Source organism: Rivularia sp. PCC 7116 (genome assembly GCF_000316665.1).
Lineage (GTDB): Bacteria > Cyanobacteriota > Cyanobacteriia > Cyanobacteriales > Nostocaceae > Rivularia.
In genome coordinates this window covers 1864712-1888978 of sequence record NC_019678.1, presented here as the reverse complement: position 1 = coordinate 1888978, position 24267 = coordinate 1864712, and the positions used below count along the sequence as shown (strand labels likewise).

General features: G+C 36.4%; 19 protein-coding genes. 12 read left to right on the top strand and 7 right to left on the bottom strand.

The genetic code is table 11. From position 1 onward, the window contains the following. Window positions 1-148: 148 nt before the first annotated feature. The 10 genes from RIV7116_RS07260 to RIV7116_RS07215 all read left to right on the top strand — a co-directional run bounded on the left by RIV7116_RS07260 (window position 149) and on the right by RIV7116_RS07215 (window position 12947). A complete protein-coding gene (locus tag RIV7116_RS07260; RefSeq protein ID WP_015117637.1) occupies window positions 149-1054 on the top strand; it encodes a DNA-formamidopyrimidine glycosylase in 906 nt (301 codons plus the stop codon). A 208-nt stretch (window positions 1055-1262) separates the two neighbouring features. Next, window positions 1263-1478, top strand: coding sequence for an NAD(P)H-quinone oxidoreductase subunit O (locus RIV7116_RS07255; protein ID WP_015117636.1), 216 nt, complete (start codon window positions 1263-1265; stop codon window positions 1476-1478). Between the two features lie 349 nt (window positions 1479-1827). Continuing rightward, complete coding sequence (locus RIV7116_RS33695; RefSeq protein ID WP_015117635.1) at window positions 1828-2877, top strand: hypothetical protein; 1050 nt, start codon at window positions 1828-1830, stop codon at window positions 2875-2877. Between the two features lie 653 nt (window positions 2878-3530). Further along, window positions 3531-4208: a hypothetical protein gene (locus RIV7116_RS07245; protein ID WP_015117634.1), complete on the top strand. Its 678-nt coding sequence runs from the start codon at window positions 3531-3533 to the stop codon at window positions 4206-4208. A 59-nt stretch (window positions 4209-4267) separates the two neighbouring features. Continuing rightward, on the top strand, window positions 4268-6199 hold the full coding sequence (locus tag RIV7116_RS07240) for a P-loop NTPase fold protein (RefSeq protein WP_015117633.1): 1932 nt from the start codon (window positions 4268-4270) through the stop codon (window positions 6197-6199). 6 nt (window positions 6200-6205) lie between these two features. Beyond that, a complete protein-coding gene (locus RIV7116_RS07235; protein ID WP_015117632.1) occupies window positions 6206-7654 on the top strand; it encodes a DUF1802 family protein in 1449 nt (482 codons plus the stop codon). Window positions 7655-8115: 461 nt separating this feature from the next. Next, a complete protein-coding gene (locus RIV7116_RS07230; RefSeq protein ID WP_015117631.1) occupies window positions 8116-8826 on the top strand; it encodes a hypothetical protein in 711 nt (236 codons plus the stop codon). Window positions 8827-8887: 61 nt separating this feature from the next. Further along, window positions 8888-10756 (top strand): ATP-binding protein, encoded by a 1869-nt coding sequence (locus tag RIV7116_RS07225; RefSeq protein ID WP_015117630.1) that lies wholly within the window; start codon window positions 8888-8890, stop codon window positions 10754-10756. A 2-nt stretch (window positions 10757-10758) separates the two neighbouring features. Continuing rightward, window positions 10759-12213: a DUF1802 family protein gene (locus RIV7116_RS07220; RefSeq protein ID WP_015117629.1), complete on the top strand. Its 1455-nt coding sequence runs from the start codon at window positions 10759-10761 to the stop codon at window positions 12211-12213. 305 nt (window positions 12214-12518) lie between these two features. Next, complete coding sequence (locus RIV7116_RS07215) at window positions 12519-12947, top strand: nuclear transport factor 2 family protein (RefSeq protein WP_015117628.1); 429 nt, start codon at window positions 12519-12521, stop codon at window positions 12945-12947. Between the two features lie 346 nt (window positions 12948-13293). Here RIV7116_RS07215 and RIV7116_RS07210 read toward each other — a convergent pair whose 3' ends face one another. The 5 genes from RIV7116_RS07210 to RIV7116_RS07190 form a co-directional block, all read right to left on the bottom strand. Next, a complete protein-coding gene (locus RIV7116_RS07210; protein ID WP_015117627.1) occupies window positions 13294-14457 on the bottom strand; it encodes a hypothetical protein in 1164 nt (387 codons plus the stop codon). Between the two features lie 14 nt (window positions 14458-14471). Continuing rightward, window positions 14472-14969 (bottom strand): ACT domain-containing protein, encoded by a 498-nt coding sequence (locus RIV7116_RS07205; RefSeq protein WP_015117626.1) that lies wholly within the window; start codon window positions 14967-14969, stop codon window positions 14472-14474. Between the two features lie 246 nt (window positions 14970-15215). Further along, complete coding sequence (locus tag RIV7116_RS07200) at window positions 15216-16805, bottom strand: glucose-6-phosphate isomerase (RefSeq protein ID WP_015117625.1); 1590 nt, start codon at window positions 16803-16805, stop codon at window positions 15216-15218. A 105-nt stretch (window positions 16806-16910) separates the two neighbouring features. Beyond that, the gene (locus RIV7116_RS07195) at window positions 16911-17168 is read right to left on the bottom strand and encodes a hypothetical protein (protein ID WP_015117624.1); all 258 of its coding nucleotides are present in this window, start codon (window positions 17166-17168) and stop codon (window positions 16911-16913) included. Between the two features lie 145 nt (window positions 17169-17313). Then, window positions 17314-17508: a hypothetical protein gene (locus RIV7116_RS07190; RefSeq protein ID WP_015117623.1), complete on the bottom strand. Its 195-nt coding sequence runs from the start codon at window positions 17506-17508 to the stop codon at window positions 17314-17316. A gap of 762 nt (window positions 17509-18270) precedes the next feature. Here RIV7116_RS07190 and RIV7116_RS07185 point away from each other — a divergent pair. Together RIV7116_RS07185 and RIV7116_RS07175 are read left to right on the top strand one after the other, a co-directional pair. After that, complete coding sequence (locus RIV7116_RS07185) at window positions 18271-19809, top strand: cytochrome P450 (protein WP_015117622.1); 1539 nt, start codon at window positions 18271-18273, stop codon at window positions 19807-19809. Between the two features lie 1004 nt (window positions 19810-20813). After that, on the top strand, window positions 20814-22319 hold the full coding sequence (locus tag RIV7116_RS07175; RefSeq protein WP_015117621.1) for a sodium:alanine symporter family protein: 1506 nt from the start codon (window positions 20814-20816) through the stop codon (window positions 22317-22319). Between the two features lie 104 nt (window positions 22320-22423). Here RIV7116_RS07175 and RIV7116_RS07170 read toward each other — a convergent pair whose 3' ends face one another. Further along, window positions 22424-22804, bottom strand: coding sequence for a hypothetical protein (locus tag RIV7116_RS07170; RefSeq protein WP_015117620.1), 381 nt, complete (start codon window positions 22802-22804; stop codon window positions 22424-22426). Window positions 22805-23223: 419 nt separating this feature from the next. Continuing rightward, on the bottom strand, window positions 23224-23805 hold the full coding sequence (locus RIV7116_RS07165; RefSeq protein ID WP_015117619.1) for a metalloregulator ArsR/SmtB family transcription factor: 582 nt from the start codon (window positions 23803-23805) through the stop codon (window positions 23224-23226). Window positions 23806-24267: the final 462 nt, after the last annotated feature.

The window sequence follows — 24267 nt, the reverse complement described above, 5'->3', positions numbered from 1 at the left end:
TGGTAAGCAAACACCTGTAAATCCAAGCCAACGTGCTACCGGACAAGGTACTAAACCGACTGGTAAAACAGGTGCTCAAGCAGAATCTGCTGAAGCTAATGTTCAGAAAGAAGGTACTCCAGATCAAGGAACTGAGTCACGTTAAATTGTGCCAGAACTACCAGAAGTTGAAACAGTCCGACGGGGTTTAAATCAATTAACCCTTAAGCGGAAAATTACGGGAGGTGATGTGTTGCTCGATCGCACCATTGCTTACCCGTTTTCTGCTGAAGATTTTTTAAATGGTCTCCAACAAAGGGAAATAACAACTTGGCATCGTCGCGGTAAGTACCTAATTGCAGAACTTAGTTCAGTTTTAGAAGACAAGGAGACAAGGGAACAAGGAGACAAGAATTCTTCTTCCTTAGCCACTTTCAGCCTCCCCTCCTCCTCCCTGGGGGTTCATTTACGAATGACTGGTCAGCTATTATGGTTGAATCAAAATGAACCTTTGCACAAGCACGCGCGAGTCAGGTTGTTCTTTGGTGAAGAATGGGAATTGCGCTTCGTGGATCAGCGTACTTTTGGTCAGATGTGGTGGGTTCCTCCAAAGGTTGAAACGCAAAGCATTATTACCGGTTTAGCAAAGCTAGCAGCAGACCCTTTTTCAACAGAATTCACTGTAGACTATCTTGCAGACAAACTCAAAAATCGCCGCCGCCCTATCAAGACTGCGCTACTAGATCAATCTGTGGTGGCGGGGTTAGGTAATATTTATGCTGATGAAGCGTTGTTTCTTAGTAGAATACAACCCCAAACCCTGTGTCTAAATTTGCAAAGAGAACAGATACAGCGTCTGCATTCTGCGATTATTCAAGTCTTAAAAACTAGTATTGAAGCTGGTGGTACTACTTTCAGTAATTTCTTGAATGTACAAGGCGTGAATGGTAACTACGCACATGTAGCTTGGGTTTACAACCGCACCGGAGAACCTTGTCGAACTTGTAGCAATCCAATTGAGCGAATTAAGTTAGCGGGAAGATCCAGTCATTTTTGTCCCGAGTGTCAGCAGTGAGCAGTGAGCAGTGAGCAGTGAGCAGTGAGCAGTTAGCAGTTAGCAGTTATCAATTGTTAACTGTTAATCCATTGCTGTTGGCTTCTGAATATGTTTCTATGCCCAATGCCCAATGCCCAATGCCCAATTCCCAATTCCCAATTCCCGATTTCGCATTCAAGCTACAATTCTGAGTAAAAATAATCCTATTTATTAAAGAGGAAAGTTTATGGCTGTGAAAAAAGGAACGATGGTTCGTGCTATCCGTGAAAAACTGGAAAACAGTGTAGAAGCAAAAGCAAGTGATTCTCGTCTTCCTTCCTATTTATTTGAAACTGAAGGGGAAATTTTAGATGTCAAAGGCGATTATGCTTTGGTAAAGTTCGGAAAAGTTCCTACGCCTAATATTTGGTTGCGTATGGATCAGCTTGAAGAGTTTAAATAATTTAAGTCGGCTGAGGAGATATGTAGTACCTAGCTTTAGTAAGAATTAAGAAGCCCGATTCTTTTTTTGGAAAAACCGGGATTTCTCGACTCTGCAATTTTTACAAATTCTATAGGGCTACTGTAATTTGAGACTTACAGAAACTTCTAGGTATATCCCCGGAGGATTTCAATATATATAAAAAGGCGAAACTTAATTATGAAGTTTTGCCTTTTTTTGTAGATAAAAATACTATTTAATAAAAATCCATAGAAAATTTCTTAGAAAATTCCCTGATGTTTTTTATCATACCCTGAAAACACTTAGTACTAGATTATTCTAGAAAGTGAACTAACATTATTAACCCTCAATGGCACTTAGAAAAACTCGTTTGCAGAGTAAGAAAGCTCAGTCTAAAAGTTCTTCTTCCAAGGTTAAAGCTCAAAGTAGTGCTACCAAGGCAAAAGTAAAAAGTAGCACAAAAAAAGTAAAGCCTGAAGCTCAAACAGTAGAGTCTAAAGTTTCAAGCAATACTCCAGAAACTGAAGTGAAAAATACAGCTAAAAAAGCATCGAGCAAAACAAAGTCTGCTAGCACCACTGTAGGAAAAGTTAAAAATACAAGAAGAAAAGTATCTAGTAGACGATTAGTTGCCAGCACCGAGGTAGAAAAAGTTAAGTCTTCCAGCAAGAAATCAGAAAAACCTGCTGCTACCAAGGTAGAAAAGGTTAAATCTTCCACTAAGAAATCAGAAAAACCCGCTGCTACCAAGGTAGAAAAGGCGAAGTCTACTAGCAAAAAAGTTGCTGGTAAACGATTACCTGCTAGCACTACTAAGAAGGTAAAAGCACAAACATCTGCGTCTACAAGTATTAATAATTCTGAAACTACTGCAAAAACTAAAAAAGTAGCTAGCAAAACTAAAGCTGCTAATTCTTCTGTAGCAAAAGCTAAAACCACTGCCAAGAAGACAATAGCAAAAGCGAAAACTACTACCAAGAAAGTTACAGCTAAAACCAAAGTTTCTAAAAAGAAAACTCAGGATGAAACTCGTTTGCTTCTTGCTCTATGGAATTTAGGAGGAATGAAAACCGAAGTTAAAACAACTGAAGTAACTGGTAGCGTACAACGCAAAAACGAGAAAGCTGGAGAATATACTTCTATTCTTAAGAAGTTAGAAAAAGCTGGTGCTATTCACAGTACTCGCAAGAGCAAAGTTGAAAGCATTAAGCTCACCGATAGAGGTTTGATAATGCTTGATGAAGGACTTAAAACCCTTGATTTCCAATTCTATGGCAAGCAAGTTGGAAGTATAGTTGCAAGTAAATTCGTTGGTGGGTTGCTCAAATGGATACGAGAAATGGATGGTGCAACAATTTCTTCCTCTGTAGAAACCGAGCAATCCGAAATCGCATCCTAATATTTGAATTATGGTAATGTCGTCAGGGTGTTCCGCATCAACTATGCCACGAATGAGATAGTTAAGAGTTGAAAGCGAGCGCTGTACGTTTCGAGTTTAGACGACAATGTAGGTAATGAAAATGTAACGATAAAGCAGGCTGTTGCAACGATTAAGGCTAGATAGATATTGCAGTTTGCTTCTCACAAACACAATGACTCGGTAAGGTTTTGGCTAGTGATTGTAATGGGTATTGAGTGCATATAAATTTCTATCTAGGGTGACTATAATTTTATCTACCATGCTCCGTTAAAAATAATTAGGCAACGCGGATTGCAGAGTTTATTGCTTGGTCGAAATTCTGCAATTTTAGCGTATGAATTGTGAAACCGATGTTGATTTCGGGTGCATTTTGCAGCTCGTTTTTGCGAGGGTTTGTTTTTGTTTTAATAAATTCTAGATTTGCAAATGCCAGACTAATGTTTGTTAGATAATTGTTAACCTTCTCATCTTCGGTTAGCTTCTATAAAAATTTCTTCAAAAGTATTTTAAATAACTGAATATATTTTTTTTAAAAATACAAGTATTTCAGAAGTATTTTATAACACACACAAATACTTAAAAACTGTACTAGTCTAAATTAAATCAAGTTTAAGTCAAAATAAAAACTAAGTATGTCAGTTACAAACACTCTTTCAGAAAATAAAAAAAATCAAGCTAAAACTCGTTTGCTTTTAGCTTTATTTGAAGCGCAAGAGTCAGTGATGAAAGCAAAGCTAAACGATAGAGTTGTGCCTAGTAAAGAAAAAGCAAAAGATTATCAAAGCGTGTTTGATGAGCTATTAGAAATAGGAGCGATCGAAAAATCAAAGAAAGGTTACTCTTTGGTACTTCCTAAAGGCAGGGAATTGCTTGATGAAAGTTTGAAGACTACGGATTTTGAAAATAATACTATTGGAACTTGGGTTGCCAATGCTTTGTTGAAGTTGATTAGAGAAAACCAGAGCAAAACTAACTATTCAACTGAATTACAGAATCAAGCCCAGATTAAAGACTCTCCAAACGAAGAAATTGCATCCTATGACAAGTTTAAAGAAATTACGTTGGAAGTTTACGATAAATTGAATCGGAATTACAACCTAGATAATTTGGTGCCAATTTACAGAATTAGAAAAGAAGTTGGCGAGAAAGTAAGCCGAGACAATTTTAATCAGTGGATGTTGGAAATGCAGAAGAAAGATATTTTGCAGCTAATTGGTGGAGAAATGACAGATATCACACCGGAGAAAGCTGAAGACTCAATAACTACCAAGCTAAGTGGATTGCGTTACTACGCTAAACGCATTGCTTGAAGCAATTAATCTGTCTTGACGTTGTAGTGAATGTATTTGAATTATTAATAATTAGCACCATGACAAGTTCTAGCTTTTCTCCTATTAAAGAGATTAACGAAGCTCTCAAAGCTCATAATCCTTTTGCACAACCTCCTTATGTAGGTAACGATGAAGTTTGGGATAAAGAATTTCCCGATATTACAAGTTTAAATGCTCATGCTTCCGATGCTGTATTTGAAGCAATTAAGCAGATTCGTGCAAATCAATATCAGAGAACTTCGATTACAATTACGGCTGAAGCTGGGAGTGGTAAAACACACGTTATTAGTCGTATTCGTCATCGTTTGCAAGCGTTTGGTGGTGCTTTATTTATTTACGCTAATCAATTTGGTGACTTGAATAATATAAAGCAAGGATTTCAGCGTACTTTAGCAGATAGCCTTAATAAGATTGGTAACGAAGGAGTAACGCAATGGCAAGAGCTAGCAGCAGTTATAGTAAATAATGCTCTAAAGTCTATTAACTCTAATACTAAACATTTATCAGCGAAAAAATTAGTTAAACAATTTGGTATTAGTAACTTAATAATAACCAAAAGGTTGGTTAACAACCTGACAGATACATTCTGTAAAAACAATTCTACTGCAAAAAATCCCGATGTTATTCGGGCTATACTTTGGACGCTTTCAGATAGTCACTCACTATACGCAATCAATTGGTTATCTGGTAACGGATTATCTCAAAATAAAGCCTCGGAGTTATGTTTGCCTATACATAGCGGTTCAGCTTTTAATACCGTTAAACAGATATTAAATTTAATTGGTTACTACAAAGAACTTGTTATTTGTTTTGACGAATTAGACTCGGCTGAATCTAATGATAATGGTTTTACTAAAGCTCAAGTCGTGGCTGGATTCGTTAAAGAATTATTTGAAAATATTCGCAAAGGTGTCATTTTAACTGTCATGATGCCTGCGGTATGGGTTGAACAAATTAAAAAATTACCTGCTGCTGTTGCTGCTAAAGTTTCTGCTCAAGGCAATCCCATAGATTTAAGGTACATGGATGGTGATTCGATTGTTGAGCTAGTTACTTTGTGGTTAAAGCAATTCTATCAAGATCGAAATTTAGTTCCTCCCTATGCAACTTATCCATTTACAGAAGTTGATCTGAGAGAATTAAGTGAAGAAAAGCCACCTATCAGAAATGTATTACGGTGGTGTAGAGAGAATTGTAAACCTCCCGAAACTGGAGAAGTAAAAGAAGAAGATTCAAGCCCAGAAAGCAAATTATTAGATCCAGTTGAAGAAGCATTCAAAACAGAACTTGCACAAAAGTTAGGTAAAAATTTGGATGATAATTTCTTACTTGCTGATGCTTTGTTATTTAACTTTCAAAGATTAATTGGTTATACGGTAGAACAAGTAACTATCGAAGAAATTACAGATAAGGTCACAAAAAAAGCTGGTAAAGATAAGTACTTAAATTTCAAAATTATTGGTACTGAAAACAGAAGAAAAGTCTGTATTGGTGTTGCAATACTTCAAGATAGTGGCGGTAGAGCATTAGGAGCAGGATTCAAAAGATTGATTGATGAAGAGAAAAAATTCAATCTCAGCCGTGGCTGTTTAGTTCGTTCTAAATCTAAAGACAAAGAAATTAGTAATTATTTGTATAACACTTATTTAAAGCCTCTAATATCGAAAGGTGGCGAATTTGTGGAATTGAAAGAATCAGAAATTAAACCATTATTGGCAATTCGCTCGGTGCATAAAAAACGTAATGTAGATTACGGATTAACTGAGGAGCAAATTTTTCAGTTTATTGCCGATAAAGCCACAGATTATCAACTAGGAGAAAGTAACCCTTTACTACAAGAAATTCTTAGCGATCCTTCCTATGAAGTTCCTGACGATGTGATTGAAGATGATTCTGTACTAGCAGAGGAAAGTACTAATTCTGAATCAGCAGATTTTGAGGATGTATATAAGCAACTTATTAATGGTTGATGAATAATGAGCAAATTTGCACTTCACACAATGCTATGTCTTCCGGCACCTGAAATTGAAGCATTAATTCAGGGACGAATTATTGTAGCTATAACCCGCAAGTTTATCCATCCACACCGGCAATTTGCTCTTTATCCAAAAAAAGAGTTGAATATTGCATTGTCAGTTGAAGAGTATTACAAATCAACCTTTGTTTCAACTGCTCAATATGCTATTCAAAGAGATACTAAAAGATTCTCAATTCAAGCTTGGGCTAAATGTGAAGACTGCCAAATTATTAACGATGTTAATTCTTTAGCCGCTTTATCAAAGTTAACAATTTTCACCACACAGGGTTTACAAGCAATCCTTACACAACGGCAAAACATATTCCTAACCTACTTACGGGTTTATCATCTACCTCAATCAATTGAAGTTAGAAAACCACAGCTAACAAACTTTTTTGCTGCTTTAATTCCTCCTGTAAACGTTTCTGAAATTAATCCAGTTTTAAGCGATCGCAATTTCGCTATACGCAAAACTCAGTTAGAAAATTTACAGTCACCATCGCACCCCAATTTGGAAGAGTTACAAGCTGCAATTGAAAACCTCCCTACAACTTCTACGGAAGCAAAACAACAACTTGATCGAGATATAAAAAACTTTTTGGGTTGGACAACTCAACAAACACTTTCACAAGTTATCTCAGAAAAAAACTGGATTTATACTATAGCTGATATTGGTAATTCTTCCGATGGAGATACTTTTGAGAAAGTAGTCCGCAAGAGTTTAATTAAATTAGGTTTCTATAATAAAAATACCAATTCTAAAGCGAGTTTAGATCCAAATTCAACTGGTGGTGCTGGTGGTTTAGATTTCTATTGCGAATATCCTTATCAAGTTGTCGGTGAATGTAAAGCGACTAAAACAGAAAAAGTCCCCGATGGTACCGCAGCCCAATTGGTGAAGTTGGGATACAAACATTTGCAAAGACAATATAACAAGTGCATAAAAATAATAATGGCAGCGGGTGAATTAACAGAAGATGCACAATTAACTGCGAGTGGAAATGAAATGAATGTAATTCGTCCTGAAACCTTACAAAGACTGGTTGAACTTAAAGATAAATACCCAGGTTCTATCGATTTATGGCAATTAAAACCTTGTTTAGAACAGGAGCCATTTGGTGAAGATGCTGATGCTAAACTTAATGGTTATATTGATGATAATTGGCAAAATATTAGACTCAGAGTACATATAGTTAAGTTAATTAAGAATGCTGATAGAGAAGTAGGAATTGAATATCTAAGTGGTGCCTATGATATCTCTAATCCACCGAAGATAATTTTAAATATTCAAGAAATGCACGAAATCCTTATCGAACTCTCTTCCCCATTAACAGGTTACCTAGGAAGAATTAAAGGTACCGATTGGAAAACTGATAAATTCTACTTTCTACGGGATTTATCGATTTAGTGGATGCTTCATCAGCGGTGCGATTTTTCTATAAAAGTTTTTATGTATAATAAACAATTTTTAACAAACTAAATCAAATTTTTTAAGGGATAACACCCGAAACGGGAGCATCCCAATTTTGAATAAATACTTTATCCGACACCCTAGAAGGGTGCGGCTACAAAAACAAAGCCCACCTGCGTGGGCTTGGAAACTCTCATAGCCCACGCAGGTGGTGAGTCTAGTTGGGGGTGTCGGTTTCCGTACCCCAAACTAGCGAACCCGAAGGGGCTTCGTAGTATTAGCCCCAGGCTTATAGCCTGCGGGCTTTTTGCAAAATTGGGATGCTCCCCCCGAAACTGCTAAATATACTTATACATCAAAAAAATTTCATAAATTTACTCTAAATAATTCAGTAATTTTCCAAAAGCTAAATCAGCTTTATCAAAACTATACTGGTGCTGATAAGTATAAATATTGATATGGCACCACAAAATACTGCTTTGAAAAGCTCTGAAACAAAGGCTAGAACGCGCTTGCTCCTAGCTTTGTGGGACTTGGGAGGAATCAAAGAGGAAGTAAAAAAAGGGGAACTATCGAAAAGGCTTGTATCCAAAGGTAAGAAAGTCGCGGATTATCAAAGCGTTTTTGAAGAACTTGAAAACGAGCAAGCTATTTCTAAATCTAAAAAAGGTTATTCTCTTCAATCTCCTAAAGGTTTAGAGGTACTAGATAAAAATTTGAAAAGTACCGAGTTTGAATTTGAAGGAACAATTGTGGGAACTTGGGCTGCGAATGCTTTGCTCAAGTGGATTCACGAAATGAATTGTGGATTAGCGAATACATCAAATAAAGATAACGCTACAGCTTCAGAAAATATTGTTAGCGAAACCAATTCAAAAAATAATATTGCATCTTACGAAGAATTTAAGCAAGTAGCTTTACAAGTTTACGAACAACTCAATAGCGACTACAACTTAGATAACTTAGTGCCAATTTATCGTATTAGAAGAAAAATTGGCGATCGCCTTTCTCGGAAGCAGTTTAGTGAGTGGCTTTTAGAGATGCAAGCGGATGATATTTTTCAACTTGAAGGTGGCAGTGTAGAAGACAGCGCTCCCGACAAAATAGAAGATTCCATCACTACGGAATTAGATGGATTGCGTTGCTATGCTTCCAAATTGCAAAATTAAAATTTAAGTTAAATTAAATATTTCTCTTCACTGCTAAGTTAACTTATTAAGTATAAAAAATATGATTGCTAAAGCATCTCCGATTGACGAACTAATTCAAAAGAAAAATCCCTTTGTAGGACATATTGTTGTCCGCTCATCACAAGTATGGGGAAAAAGTTTTCCTGACGTACCTTCTATCAATGCTCATGCTTCCGATGCTGTTTTTGATGCAGTAAAGAAAGTTAGTAAAGGAGAGCGCGAAAATGTAGGTATTACGATTACAGCGGAAAAAGGATTAGGTAAAAGCCATATTATCAGTCGAATTCGGCATCGTTTGCAGACAGAAGATAATGCTTTTTTTATCTATATGGGTAAGTATGATAATCTGAACCAGATTAAATACGAATTTCTACAAACAGTTGCTGCCAGCCTTAGAGCGCATGGTAGCAAAAACGTGATGCAGTGGCAAGAAATTGCAGCCGCTTTAATCAATGAAGTCACAGGGTATGACCATACACCACAAAAGTATATCGATAATATTTATCCAAAAAATTTGAATAAACACTCAAATAAATTTATTGATAGACTCACTCAAATTGTTCTGCAAAAGAAACCGGACATTACTAATCCTTATTTGGTACGAGGGATTTTATGGACGCTATCTTCTGTCCATAGTAACTATGCAAATTATTGGCTATCTGGATTGGAGTTAACTCAGCAACAAGCTGAAGTAATGGGATTACCTAATTCTGAAAAAGAAGATAAGGAAGCAGAAGGATTAAAGACAGTTCGTCAAATTCTAGATATTATCAGTGATTATAAAGTCCCAGTAATTTGTTTTGATGAATTAGATAATACAGAAGTTAATGAATATGGTTTTCTCTCGGCACAAGTAGTTGCAAGTTTAGTCAAAGACTTATACAACAGCTTGAAACGCGGTGTCTTTCTCTTAGCGATGTATCCTGAAACTTGGAAAGGACAAATTAAGGTGTTACCACAAGCTGAAGCTGTAATTGATAGATTAGTCAGCGAGCAATTAGATAGACAGCCATTGAAGCTAAACAATCTAAATTCTGATGATATTGTTGCGATTGTAAGTCAATGGCTAAAAGTATTTTACAAAGAAAATCAAGTTACTCCACCACACCCGGTTTATCCATTTAATGAAACCAAGTTGAGGCAATTTGGTAAGAGCAAACCGACTGTAAGATCAATTTTAAAGTGGTGTGCAGAAAACTTTGGGAATTCACCAACTGAATGGAATCCAGTAGAAGAATATTATCAAAATGAGTTAGCAAATGTTGAATCTTCTATAGATGAGTTAATGGAAGATGAAGAAGTAATTTCCAAAGCACTTAGATTCGCATTCTCAAGTTTAGTTGGCGAAAAATTAGAAGAAGTAAAAATTGAAGCAATTCAAGATATTGAAGCAAAATCACCAGATAAAGGATATCTTGATTTCAAAATTGTTGGTAACGACAGCAAGGTAAAAATTGGTGTTGATGTCATTCAGCAATCTACTGGAACCTATGTAGGAGCAGCTTTAAAAAGATTAATTGAGTATGAAAAATTTGATATTACTCGTGGTTGCTTAGTTCGCTCAAAAAAGATTAGTTCAGTAGCAGCATTGGCAAATAAACGTTTAAAAACACTTTTGCACGAGCAAGGTGGAGAATGGGTGAAGCTACAAAGCCAAGATATTAAACCTCTTTTGGCTATTTGGTTTGTATATAGCTGCGAAAGTTACGAATTAACTAAAGAACAAATCTTCGACTTTATCAAACAAGAACAAATAGCAATTAATAATCCCTTAGTTCGAGAAATACTCAGCGAGCCATCAGGAGAACAACCTGAAGATTTAACTGATGATGATTTACCAATTAGTATTCCTCAAAGTGTTGATAGCAGCGCTGATGATATCGACTTAATTCTATCTTTATCTAACTAAATATGACTTCGCTGCTTCCAATTTCCACAGCTTTGTGTCTACCTGCTGCCGATATTACAGCTTTAATTCATGGACGAATTATTGCTGCTATGCCCAGGATATTTATTCGCCCTGGACAGAAATTTGCGCTTTATCCGGTAGATGCTTTAGCTATTCCGATTCCGATAGATAAATATTATTGCTCAAACTTTTTACCTGTTGCTCAAAGCATTATTAAAAAGTCACAAATTCAAGCTTATGCTCAATGTGAATTCAGTCAAATTATTGATGATAATCAATCTTTAGAAAAAGTATCTAGATTGACGATATGGACTCAAGAAGCATTAGACAAAATATTATATAAACAACAGCATATTTTCCTCAGTTATTTACGTGTTTACAAATTATATCAGCCTTATGAATTATCGCTGAAAATAGAATCTAATAAGTTAGGAAAATATATCGGCTTACCCAATTCTTTAACAGCTTCCAACACAATTCCAGTATTACCCGATAACATCTTCAATACTCGCAAGCGTCAATTAGAAAAACTCGAATCGCCAGCGCATCCAGAATTAGAAAATCTACTAGATGCTCTATCACCTTTAGCTATTAAAAATCCAGCCGCGAAACAATTTCAAGAAAATATTCATCTATTTCTAGGTTGGAGCAATCAGAAACAAGCAAAACATTTTGATTCAGATTTAGTTTGGATTAATAAAATTGCTGAAGTGGGAAATTCTAGTGATGGTAATGAATTCGAGAGATTAACACGTAAAAGTTTTATTAAACTCGGATTTTCCTGTTCTAATACTAACTCTAATGCCAATTTAGATCCAGAAAAACTAGGAGGTGCTGGAGGACTTGATTTTTATTGCGAATATCCTTATCCTGTTGTCGGGGAATGCAAAGCTACCAAAACTGAAAAAGTTCCCGATGGTGTAGCAGCACAGTTAATCAAACTTGGATATAAGCATCTTCAAAAACATTTTGACTCTTGCGTCAAAATTATTCTAGCTGCTGGTGAACTTACCAAACATGCAATTTTAACTGCACAAAATAATCATATGAACGTAATTACCCCAGAAACTCTAGAAAAACTTGTTGAACTACAATCTCACTATCAAGGTTGCGTCAATTTATTGGAATTAAAGCAATGTTTGCAGCAAGAACCCTTCGGTTTAGCAGACGATAAAGTTAATAGTTATATTAGAAAAATAGAGCAAGACATAAAATTGCGATCGCACTTGGTTGAGTTAGTAAAATATTATCTGCAAAATTCTAATCTGGAGTCTACAGGTGTAGAAGCTTTACATGGTGCTTACTTTGGTTCTCAACCACCCCGACAACTAAATATCAAGGAAATGCACGAAATATTAATCGAACTTTCTTCATCTTTGACGGGTTATTTGGGAAGAATTAAAGGTGCTGATTGGAAAAGCGATAAATTCTACTTTCTCCGCGATTTACCCAGTTAGTTAATAGTTAGTCGGTTGGGTTAGACACGTTAGCCAAGCGTGTTCGGAGGACATAAACCAAATTAAACTTACAACTAAAATCTTTTTTATCGTGTCGTAACCCAACATCAGCGCTTTAAATATTTTTTTTCTTGATTATTAAATATTATATAATACCAATAAACAAAATGTTGGGTTACGGGTGCGCCTAACCCAACCTACTAGCTACTTGAAATTCAACCTTGAACAAAAATAGACTATTAAATAATTTAAAAATAGTAATTTTAATTCCCCTTACTATTTACACCTTCGGCTGTTCATCTAATATGGCTGAAGATAATAATTTAACCAATAATTCAGCAACGAATATATCTTCAGAATCACAAACTTTGAATAAAGACATTGAAGAGCTTGTAACAAGACAGGCTAAAGCTTGGGAAAATGCAGATTCAGAAGCAATTATTGCTGACTTTGCAGAGAATGGTGCATTTATCGCTCCGGGTACTTCTTTAAAAGGTAAGGCAGATATTAAGAAGGCTGCGGAAGATTATTTTAAGGAATTTACAGATACTAAAGTTAAAATTACTAGAATTTTTAGCGATGGCAAAGAAGGTGGAGTGGAATGGACTTGGAGCGATAAAAATAAAAAGACTGGTGAAAAATCTCTGATTGATGATGCAATTATTTTTGAAATTAAAGACGGAAAGATAATTTACTGGCGCGAATATTTTGATAAGCAAACAGTTAGCAGTTAGTAGCGAGCAGTTGTCATTATTTTACCATTCGCCTTGGGCATTAATATCGGCAACTGGCACATTTGTGCTGTAGGGTGCTTGTACACAGATTAATTGTGGCGTTGCACAATTGAAATATGAATTTATTATTACTGTCTAACGGTAGCCCCCTAAATCCCCCCTTCTTTGGGGGACTTTAAATTATATTTCTCCCCCAGAATTGGGGGTTGGGGGGCTATTCATACTTTTAATCAGCAACGCCTTAATTGTTAAGGGAATAGTAAAGCAATCAGTGTACGGCACCACCCGATTTGTGTGACGCTTGCGGCGATTCCCGATCAAAAATCTATATCTTCAATCGCTTAGTTTAAAAATTACTTCGATTACTTGCTAAAGTTAACTTATTAATTAATTCATCTTTGAGGTTCTGAAAATAATTTGCAGCGTCTTCTAAATCAGATGCTTTAGCATAACGAATCAAAGGTTCTATCAGCCAAGATTCTGTAGGTGTCATTTGAGGTTGTAAAGTTCCATTTTGTAAATTCATATCTACCCATTGCAAACTCGAAGGAATATGGGTTGCATGTTCTATAGCACTTTCCATAGTTTGCTTAAAAATGACTTCCATATCTTCTTGTAAATCGTAAACTTTGACCATTTGTCCTACCCGAAAGACTCGATCGACTAATTCCCGAATTCTAGATTGATTGGAAGAATTAAGAATTTCCCCAACTGTTAAGGTTTTAAAATTTCCTTCAGAGTCAATAGCTAATAACTGTCCGAGTAAATTCACCGCTAGATTCACCAGCGCTTTATCAAATTCCAAGCGAGTTGCAGAACTATTTGCAGCTTCTTCAAACCAAGCTCCTCGCTCTGTGAAAACGGTAGCGCAGCGAGTTCTTGTAGCGGCACTTCCCCCAGCAATCTGAGTTCTTCCTCTTAACCCTGGACGATAAATTGTTTTAGTTCCGCTTCCTATTCGCAATCCGGTTTGAATGGTGACACCGCGCAATAATCGGCAGACAATCTGCGGTATAATTTCTGGCCATAAGTCAGGTAAACGAGCAAACAGCGTTGCTTCTTCAATTTTTTCAATGAATATTTGTCGAAATCGTTGAAAATAGATACCGTTTGAAGCTAGAACAAACAATGGTAAAGATTCATTCGGTGAAGATATCTGTCCTTTTTCGTATACGAGAACTAACAATTCTACAATAGTTGTAATCGTATCTAAAAGTTGATCGGGATTGGGACAAATAAGCACAACTTCTGGCAATAAACCAGACTGATAGCAGGTAAGCAAATCTGGTTTAAGAATTTCTTCTGTAGATAAAGATTTAATTCCTTCTGAAGTGTCAATATCTATTTTGCCATTCGCGCGTAAAGCTTTGGCACTTTTAGATCCTTGTCTTTCTAATAAGTAAACAGAACCGTCATTTTGCTTTAACTTTCGGGTTAAATGATAAAAAAAGCTGACTCCGAGCGCTCCAGATGGCAAAATGCCAATATTCCCCTTATTTAAAGAAGCCACAATCAAAATTCTCCTTACAAATTTGTGAGGATTTGGCAAGCCTTTTTCAAATCAGAAACTTTTAATATCAAACGCATTTTGTCCCCAGGACGAACGGTGCTACCGTAAGTATATTCAATATTAATTTTGGCATCAGCTAAAGCCTTGGTTAATCTAGCTAATTCTCCCGGACTATCTGTTAGTTCAACGGCTAAGACATCTGCTTCAATCACGTACAATCCTTCTTTCACTAAAAGACTTTTACAGATAGCGGGTTTGCTGCTCACCAAACGAATCACTCCTTGTTCTATATTATCAACAAGAGAAATTGCCACAATATTTATATCTTGTTGATAAATAATGCTGCTCACAGCGGCTAGACGACCGGGATAATTTTCTAAAGCGACTGTCAATTGACGTTGGGTTGTAAAATTCATATGTAATAGCTTTGTTTGCGGTTCTTCTGTAGGTTGGGTTAGATAGGAAAACCAAATTAAGCTTATAGTTGCAAATTTTATAGTCAAATATAACATCGGCTATAAAACTTATTTATATAGATAGTTAAATTTTGGATTGTGGCGCAGCATTAATTCTTGCTAAAAAACGATTATTTGTATGCCCAACCCAAGCTACTAACTACTAACTATATTTATCTGTACGCTAACAAAAAAATTGAGCATCCTCATCAAAAATTTTGAGGATGCTCTTAAATAAAAAAATGTTGCGAGCGCAACAAAAATTACCAAAATATGGTATTGAATTATAGATTATTAGCCAATTTATTTGCCAATAGAGAATTTTAAGCTGCTGGGTTGTCCAAAATTACCGTCAATTAGTACACCGCGTCCGTTAGCATTAAGGTGGCGCAATATGATGTAGATTGACTCTATTTGCTCGGATGCACCGGCTTTGCTGGCTATTTCTTCTAATGAAATTGGATTTTCTTCTGTCTGTAGTACGGATACTATCTGCTGCTGCAATTCTAAAATAGCTGCTGCTGCTTTTTTACCTGCTTCTACACCTGGTTGATGATAAGCATTAACATTCACCAAACTAGCGTATAAGCCTACAGCGCGTTCGTATAAAGCAATTAATGCACCAACAGTCCGGGGATTTACTTGGGGTATGGTAACAGTAACCGAATCTCGTTGGTTTTCGTAAAGAGCTTTTCTAGTACCTTGAAGAAATCCAGATAGATAATCACCAGATGTAATTCCTGGTTCAATTTCCAGAGAAGAACCTTTTCTATCTTCTAAAACTTCAATAAAGGTAAGGAAGAAGTTCGCTACCCCATCTCGCAACTGTTGGACGTATGCATGTTGGTCGGTTGAACCTTTATTACCGTAAACAGCAATTCCTTGGTGAACGGTGTTACCATCCAAGTCTTTTTCTTTACCCAAGGATTCCATTACCAACTGTTGCAGATAGCGACTGAATAAAAGTAGGCTGTCTTTGTAAGGAAGCACAACCATATCTTTTTCACCCTTGCCATTGCCAGCATAGTACCAAGCTAAAGCTAGAAGTGCAGCCGGATTATTCTGAATATCCGAAACGCGAGTTGCATCATCCATCTCCTTAGCACCGTCTAGCATTTGACGAATGTCAATCCCTTGCAATGCTGCTGGTACCAGCCCTACTGCCGACATCTCCGAAGTACGACCACCTACCCAATCGTACATGGCAAAATGTGCTAACCAACCGTCCGATTCGCCAATTTTGCTCAGCTTACTACCAGGCATAGTAATAGCGATCGCGTATTGTGCAAAATCCAAGTTTTGCCCAGCATAGGCTTTCTTGACTTCCATCATTCCATTACGAGGTTCTGGTGTTCCTCCTGATTTGGAAATCACCAATACCAAAGTACTAGAAAGACGGTTTCGTACAGTTGTTAGGACGCGGTCGATACCTGCGGGGTCACTATTATCAATAAAATGAATTGCCAGAGGTGGATAATCTGTAGCTAAAGCTTGAGCTACAAATTGCGGCCCAAGTGCAGAACCACCAATCCCAATCGAGATAATATCGGTGAAGCGAGGAGCTTTGGGAGGGTGAATCGCACCTGTGTGGATTTTCTCGGCAAATACTTCGATTTTCTCAATATTACTGACTATTTCTTGCGTCAACTCCGGCGTAGGAGCCAAATCGGGATTTCGCAGCCAATAATGTCCAACCATTCGGTTTTCATCTGGATTTGCGATCTCGCCTTTTTCTAATTCCGCCATATCCGCGAAAGCCTTATCAAATGAAGGCTGCAATGACTTGACGAAGTCATCATCAAAGCCCATCCGGCTAACGTCTAGGTAAAAACCCAGTCCTTCATGGAAATATAGCCATTTCTGGTATCGTTGCCAAAGTGCCGTAGCATCCATAAGGGAAATCTCAAGTCACGTTATTTTCACAAACAAGTTTAAGCTAAGGTTCGAGTAATGCCTTGTCAACTTATACAGTTTTAACTGTTGACATAACTGCTCTCCTTAAACATCTGGCATAGGTATGACTCGCAGAAATTTCACAATTTCGCCTTTTACTTCAATACCAACCAAATAATCATCTAAGGTAAAACGGTGAAAGAAGCCCGCAGCATCGATTTGACGCAATTGAGGCAACGAGTGCAAATTCTCAGAAAAAACAAACTCGACAAAAACAAAGTTCAATACCCGCTTTTTCGCGGCTGCATCTAGCTGCTTTACATCTTCTAAAAACGACCGTGCGTATCTAAGTTCTAACCTCACGCTTAATAGTTGTTAGTTGCTAGTTATTAGTAGTTAGGAGTAGCAAGACGGCGAGTAGCGAGTTAGGAGAATGATCGTGTAATCGAGTAATGACGATTTTTGATCGCTATCGCTCTTCATAACCTTCTCATCCTTTCGCAATACTTTATTCGTCCATATACTGCATTGCTTCGTCATAAGTCAAGAAATCCCAAGGTTGCTGAGAATCTTTATTTTCTTCTATAGCTTTTTGTACCTGAAAGTCACAACGTAGAGTATAGACTGTCTCCCAAGTTTTTTTTAGTTCATCTTCACTCAATTGGTCGATTAATCGATGAATTTTTTTTCGCAAATTTTCCATGATGCTTGTCTTGAAATCAGAAATTGATAACTAACCTAAGTTCGGGATAAGCTCAAACCGTTATCATAACCTTGCTACGCATTTAACTTATATATTTATTTGGCATTGATTAATAGCTACAACTCTTGTCCCTTCTTCCTCCTTCCTTACTGTTGTGCATTTTTAAGGTTTTGTCTGAAATATTTATAAATTGGACTTTGGACAAAAGAGAACAGCAAGGGATTATTAAAGCAGTATTAAGTAGGTCGGCGTTGAAAATTGTAATTAGGGCAAGGCAGTGGGCAGTCGGAATAAGTGTTTAAGGATAATTTACATTTTGTTACATAGTTCTATTTTTTCTGCCGACTTACTTACGTTTATTTAAAAATTATGAATTAGTAATTTTAGGGGATAGGGAATTTTATCGTGTGGGGTTATCTTACTAGCTAAAAGTAAAAAAACATCCAAACAAATATATTCGATATTTCGTCAAAAACAGAATAAATGCTTGAAAAAATATCAATAGCTGTATCAAAAACTTGAAAAAGCCGGAATACGTCCAATAAATCAGATGTTGTTGTCAAATATTGATATTACTCAAAATAATGGATTTGGTCTTTTTCGTTTAGTAGCCTACTGCAAGAGAAAATATAATCATATTGTTATCAAATGGTTGAGATAACTATACGGAATATGGGTTCAGCACTTCTCCCTTTTTTTTCATTTTTAGCTAGAATTTTAACAAAAGTAAAAAAATACTAAGAGTTTATTTCTTTAAAGAGTATGTCTTTAATAGTTTTGGCTGGAAGTGGTATAGCTATCGCAACAACTAGTGTATTTGCTTTGAGATGGTGGAGCAATTATCAAAAATATAGTTCTTTACGAAATTTCCCTTCACCTAAAGGGCATTGGTTATCTGGTAATTTTTCTGATTTAGTTGCGGCTCTTAAAGCTGGAAAATTACCTCAATTATTTATAGATTGGTCTAAAGAGTTAGGAGATGTATTTGTTATTTGGAATTTTGATAAGCCCAATCTAGTCATAGGAAATGCAAAGTTAATTAAACAAATACTTCTCAAAGGTCAAAAAGACGGAGATTTTGTTAGAGGTGGTTCTGCTTATTCTGCTTATGCAGATGTATTTGGAGTCCATTTAGGCAATCAAATTGGAGAAGAATGGCAATGGCGACGCAAAGCTTGGACTCCTGCCTTAGCTTCTAGTAAATTTCTCAATCAATTCGACGTAATTAACCAGGCAAGTCTCGCTTTTATCGAAAAGCTCGAACAAAAAGCTATAAATAACGAAGCTATTGAAATAGATCCTTTGTTTTTAAAATATACGATGAGCATTATTGCTTATTTTATGCTCGGTGTTCCTCTTATTCCTCAAGAAGATCCAATTAAACCTATTTTAGACTCAGAAAAAATATATTCTTCTTTAGCAGTTTTAGAAAAACAAGTTTTAGTACAAGGAACTACGGGCTTTAATTGGCTTAAATATCTTCCCACTAAGAAAAATCAAGTTTACCGAGAAGCTCAAAATTATTTAAATGGTTTTTTGCATCCTAGAATTGATTTAGCTTTTAAATTAGCCAGAAATCAAGAATTAAACCAAAACGAACTTTCTCAAATTAGTCAACCCTTGAGAAATTCAATCATGGTGCAAATGGCTAAAGCTCCAAGGTATACACCCAATCACTTGATTAACGATGTACGTGCTGGACTTTTTGCTGGACACGATACTACCTCTCATAGTCTTTCTTTTGCTATGGGAGAATTAGCTCTCAATCCACAAGTTCTTCAAAAAGCTCGGGAGAAAATCGAGCCAGTCATGAAACAAGGTTTGAGTATTGAATCTCTGAAAAAATTGGTTTACATCGAAGCTATTTTTAAAGAAACTATGCGTCTTCATCCTGTAGCTTCACAACTAAGCATAGTTGCTAAGCATGATACTTCAATGGTCGAAAAATTTATTCCTGCTGATACAGCAATCAGGTTAAATTTAATGTTGGCAGGATTAGATTCTGATATGTATGCACAACCAGAAGCATTTCATCCCGAACGTTGGTTAGACGTTGAAGAAAATGGTGGAATAGAGCCGACTTTATTCGGGTTTTCCCTTGGCGCTCATTACTGCTTGGGTGCTCCTTTAGCAATATTAGAAGCAACAGTTATTCTTTCTTTGCTCATTTACCATTTTGATTGGGAGTTGGTGAATGGACGCTCATCTCTAGAACAATTGGGTCAAAATATCACAGTTTTTCCTCAAGATCGAATGCCTATTAAATTTAAAGCTAGAAAATTTGCAAATATGACTACATGACGATCAAAATTTGGATAGTTTTTGTCTAAAATCTTAGAATTGAGCTATTAATTGGGCGTTGCTGATTAAAAACAGGACTAAGGCTGCGCGTCACACAACTCGGGTGGTGCCGTACACTGATTGCTTTATTATTCCCTTAACAATTAATCTGTGTACAAGCACCCTAGAGCATAAATGTGCCAGTTGCGGCCATTCCTAAAAAATATTATTTTCCCCCTAATACCATTTCTTTATAAAGATGCGCCCCTCTTTAGCCCACGTAGGTGGGCTTTGCTTCAGTAGCCCCACTCTTGCAGAGTGAGGGTGATTTAGCGCAGCCTCATACAGAATTGGTATAGCCCCCAATTTTGGGGGGAGAAAGATAATTGAAAGTCCCCCATTTTTGGCGGATTTAGGGGGCATATTTAGATATAAGTACTTAGGCAAACTTAATTGTGCATTTATCATTGCGACGATCGCTACGTGTAGGGAAGCGAACGATGGCGTTTCGAGAGATGTTCCACACCCTACGGGTGAATACGTCGCGCAGCGAATAATGACGTAAACATGTAGTCCATGCGTAAGTCCCGATCTTATTTCTTAGATAGATCCAAGAATAATATTAATAAAAATTAATATTTGTCGTTCTTCATTTTTCAGTTTCCCATTTAAACAATGAGAGTTAACAGTTATACCGTCCATTTTGCTGGATACGGGTAATATGTTGATGAATTTACCGATCAAAGCTTAGCTTCTATGTCACAAAGCAAGGGAAGTAAGCCGAAACATTTGATTTCGATATACGGAGTAAAAGTGAGAACTGTTGTATTGCATTAAATATCGTGTATCTTGGCAAAGCCATCACTATTAACTTGAAGAAGTTAGGAAAATTGCGATTAGAAAAATATTCGCTTATTACACGACATACATGTAAGTTCCAATCTTGAAGGAAACATCAGCCTTAAGGTAGTATCCCTGAATAACAAAGTGTACTGAAAAAAATAGTTAATGGAGAATTTTCTTGAATGTGGAAGTCATTGTATAAACGTCCTTGGTTACTAACTTTATTATTATGTTTGATTCCTACCGCAGTTTTTGCTGCTGATGAAGCTGCTGGAGAACCTTTGATACAGCAGCTTGATGCTGCTTTTTCTGGGTTTGTAAAGGGAATATTTGATGTTCTGTTTTTCAGTATCGGTGGCTTTCCCCTGATTGTTTTATGGTTAATTTTTGGAGCTATTTTCTTTACCATCCGCATGGGGTTTGTCAATTTCCGGATGTTCGGACACGCTGTTGATATCGTTCGGGGAAAATACGACGATCCGAATGCACCAGGAGAAGTTTCTCATTTCCAAGCTTTGGCTACTGCTCTGTCGGCAACAGTGGGACTTGGTAACATTGCTGGCGTAGCGATCGCGATTAGCGTAGGTGGTCCCGGTGCAACTTTGTGGATGACTCTTGGTGGTTTGCTGGGTATGTCGAGCAAATTTGTTGAATCTACACTCGGTCAAAAATATCGCATCATTAAGCCCGATGGTAAAGTTGCAGGCGGACCGATGTATTATCTGTCTAGAGGATTCGCAGAAATTGGTTTACCAGCATTCGGTAACGTTTTAGCAATTGTATTTTCTGTTTGTTGCATCTTTGCTGCTTTTGGTGCGGCAAATATGATTCAAGTAAATCAATCCTATGGTGCGGTAAAAGAGATATTTCCTATATATCCTTGGGTTTACGGTTTGATTCTGGCTATTTTAGTGGGTTTAGTAATGATTGGTGGTATCCACCGTATTGGTCAAGTTGCAGGGACTATAGTGCCAGTAATGTGCGTGCTTTATGTAGTCGCTGCATTATGGATTCTGTTAATTAACTTTACTGCGATTCCCGGCGCTATTGCTACTATCTTCCAACAAGCCTTTTCTCCCGAAGCTGTGGAAGGAGGAATTATTGGTGTAATCGTTCAAGGTTTTAGACGTTCTACCTTCTCTAACGAAGCTGGAGTTGGTTCTGCTGCAATTGCTCACTCCGCAGCCAGGACAGATCGCCCTATTAAAGAAGGCTTGGTAGCGCTTTTGGAACCATTCATTGATACAGTGGTTATCTGTAATATGACTGCTTTGGTAATTGTGATTACCGGAGTTTGGAACAATCCTGAATATGAAGCAATAAGAAAAGCTGGAGAAGGTGCGGCTCTAACTTCTAAAGCTTTTGGTACCCAAATATCTTGGTTCCCCGTACTACTTTCAATCTCAGTATTTTTATTCGCTTTCTCTACAATGATTTCCTGGAGCTATTATGCAGAGCGTGCTTGGGAATATCTCTTTAGCGAGCGTAGCTTGATTGTATACAGAATATTATTCGTAATTGCCGTATTTATTGGTGCAATAGCAAAGCCTCAATCGGTGATTGATTTTGGAGACGCTACATTTTTCGCGATGGCTCTCTTTAATATGCTTGGAATGTATTTCCTCACCAATAAAGTACTGGAAGATTTGAACGATTATCGACATTATCTTCAGCAGCCAAAATTGTAAAATAGCGTTTCCAATTAGAACTGAAATATCTTGCTTTTTCTTGTTGAGACGTAGCATTGCTACGTCTCTTTTTCCATGAGTATTCTGCTACCAGTTACTTTTAATTAACGCCTGCTGAAGTTTCTGTAATTAATAAAATCTACACAATTTGTTGTTTTTATTTTTTCATGCTTTTTTATGTCTTCGATTTGAACTTCTTTATCCAAAACTGCCTTTCTCAGAGATAATAACTGCTTTTCTAACTCCTGTTCTCTACTTGCAGATTTGCTATATCCGATTACAGCAATACTTGCAACACCGAGAGTTAGGCTTAATGCTGCCCCTACTCCAGGAGATAACAAATCCCTAACTTCACCGTAAAACAAATCTTGGCTGTCTACCCGAACTTCCACTCGTTCGGAACCGTATTGAGCTAACAGCGCAGCAAAGCCAACAAAAATCGTCCCTGAAATAGCTAGTGTTGGTAATACCACTTTCTTAAACATTTTATTTACCCGTAATTCAAGCTTCTTATAAATAACAACTTAATAACTTTATGAATATACTTTCATGTATTTTTGATAAAATGCTCGCTGATGTTTTTGTTACTTTTATAAAATCACGCTTTTTTCACCATAGAAATACTTAAGCTTCACGAATGCTTGATATTTTGGCCGCGAGATTTTAGCTAAAAACTTATATAAACTTAACAAATACAATTGTAGTAGCTCGATTGAAACACAATCTAGCTTTATGACAACTAAGGATATTTTTGCCATCCTTAGAAGAAGGAGGTAGATTGCGAAGAAATGATTAAGTAGTTAAGAGAATGGGAGTCAGTAATTTGTCTACTTTGTCCCCTATCTCCTAGCTATTTCAAGATTTACTTATACATAGAAGAGTAAATTAGCCTACATTCTTTTATTCAACATCTAAGATATACCCCATTGTTTTCCTTCAGTAACCGACTATCTATTAATGCTTTCCGCAACGTCTCAAAATCGGAATAGTAAATTTTCAGGATATCATCCACTTTATCCTGTGGATATTCGACACCCAATTCAAATTTATTAACGATCCATTTGAGAATAGTTAAGCGTTTCTTACTGCTGCTTGGAATTTCTCTTAAATGCTGTACGGATTCAGAATTTTGAAAATCTGGCTCTATGTAAGAATTCAATACTTTCACTTCCCAGGCTTGAAGATTCACATCATCAGCGAAAGAGGCTATTTTATCTGGATGAAATACTTCCTTACTCATAGCTTGCAAAACCTCTTTATCTAATTGATAAAAATGAGTATTGCCTTCAGGACGCATTCTTACCAATTCAAGCTGCTTTAGTTTCGTTAAATGATGCGAAATTGTTGGTTCTTTTAGTTCTAATAACACAGCTAATTCTTCTACACTGCACTCCTGACTAGCCAGAATACCAATTATTCTCAGTCTACTTTCATCTGCTAACGCCTTGAAAAAACGTAACAGATTTTGCAATTTCTCATTTTTCATTTTGTGCTATAATCTTTTAGACACCTATCTAATTAGAGAGCAATAAAATCTGATTGCTGCTTTCTTTTAAACAGCAAAAACAAGGCTTTTAACTTGCATTTAACACAAGTTAATTTTAGATATATTTGTGTAAAAAAAAATAATTTTCTTTTATTTTTTTTAGATTTGGCTGGATTTGACGATAAAAAGCACTGTATAAGAAAAAATAAATAGAGCGCTGATTATAGTCAAGTAAACAATTTCAATGAAGATAAAGGAAAAATTTATATAGTCTAAAAAAAATGCATTATAATACTTATCAAATTAGAAGTTCACCTTTATTTAAGGTCGCTTTTTAAAAAGTATAAATATAATTACTTGAAGTATGATTCAATCGGTAAATAAGATAAATCATATTGAATATTATCTCACGTACAATTAATTTAAAATATTGCCGTTATAGATTCAAAATTTGACTATTTT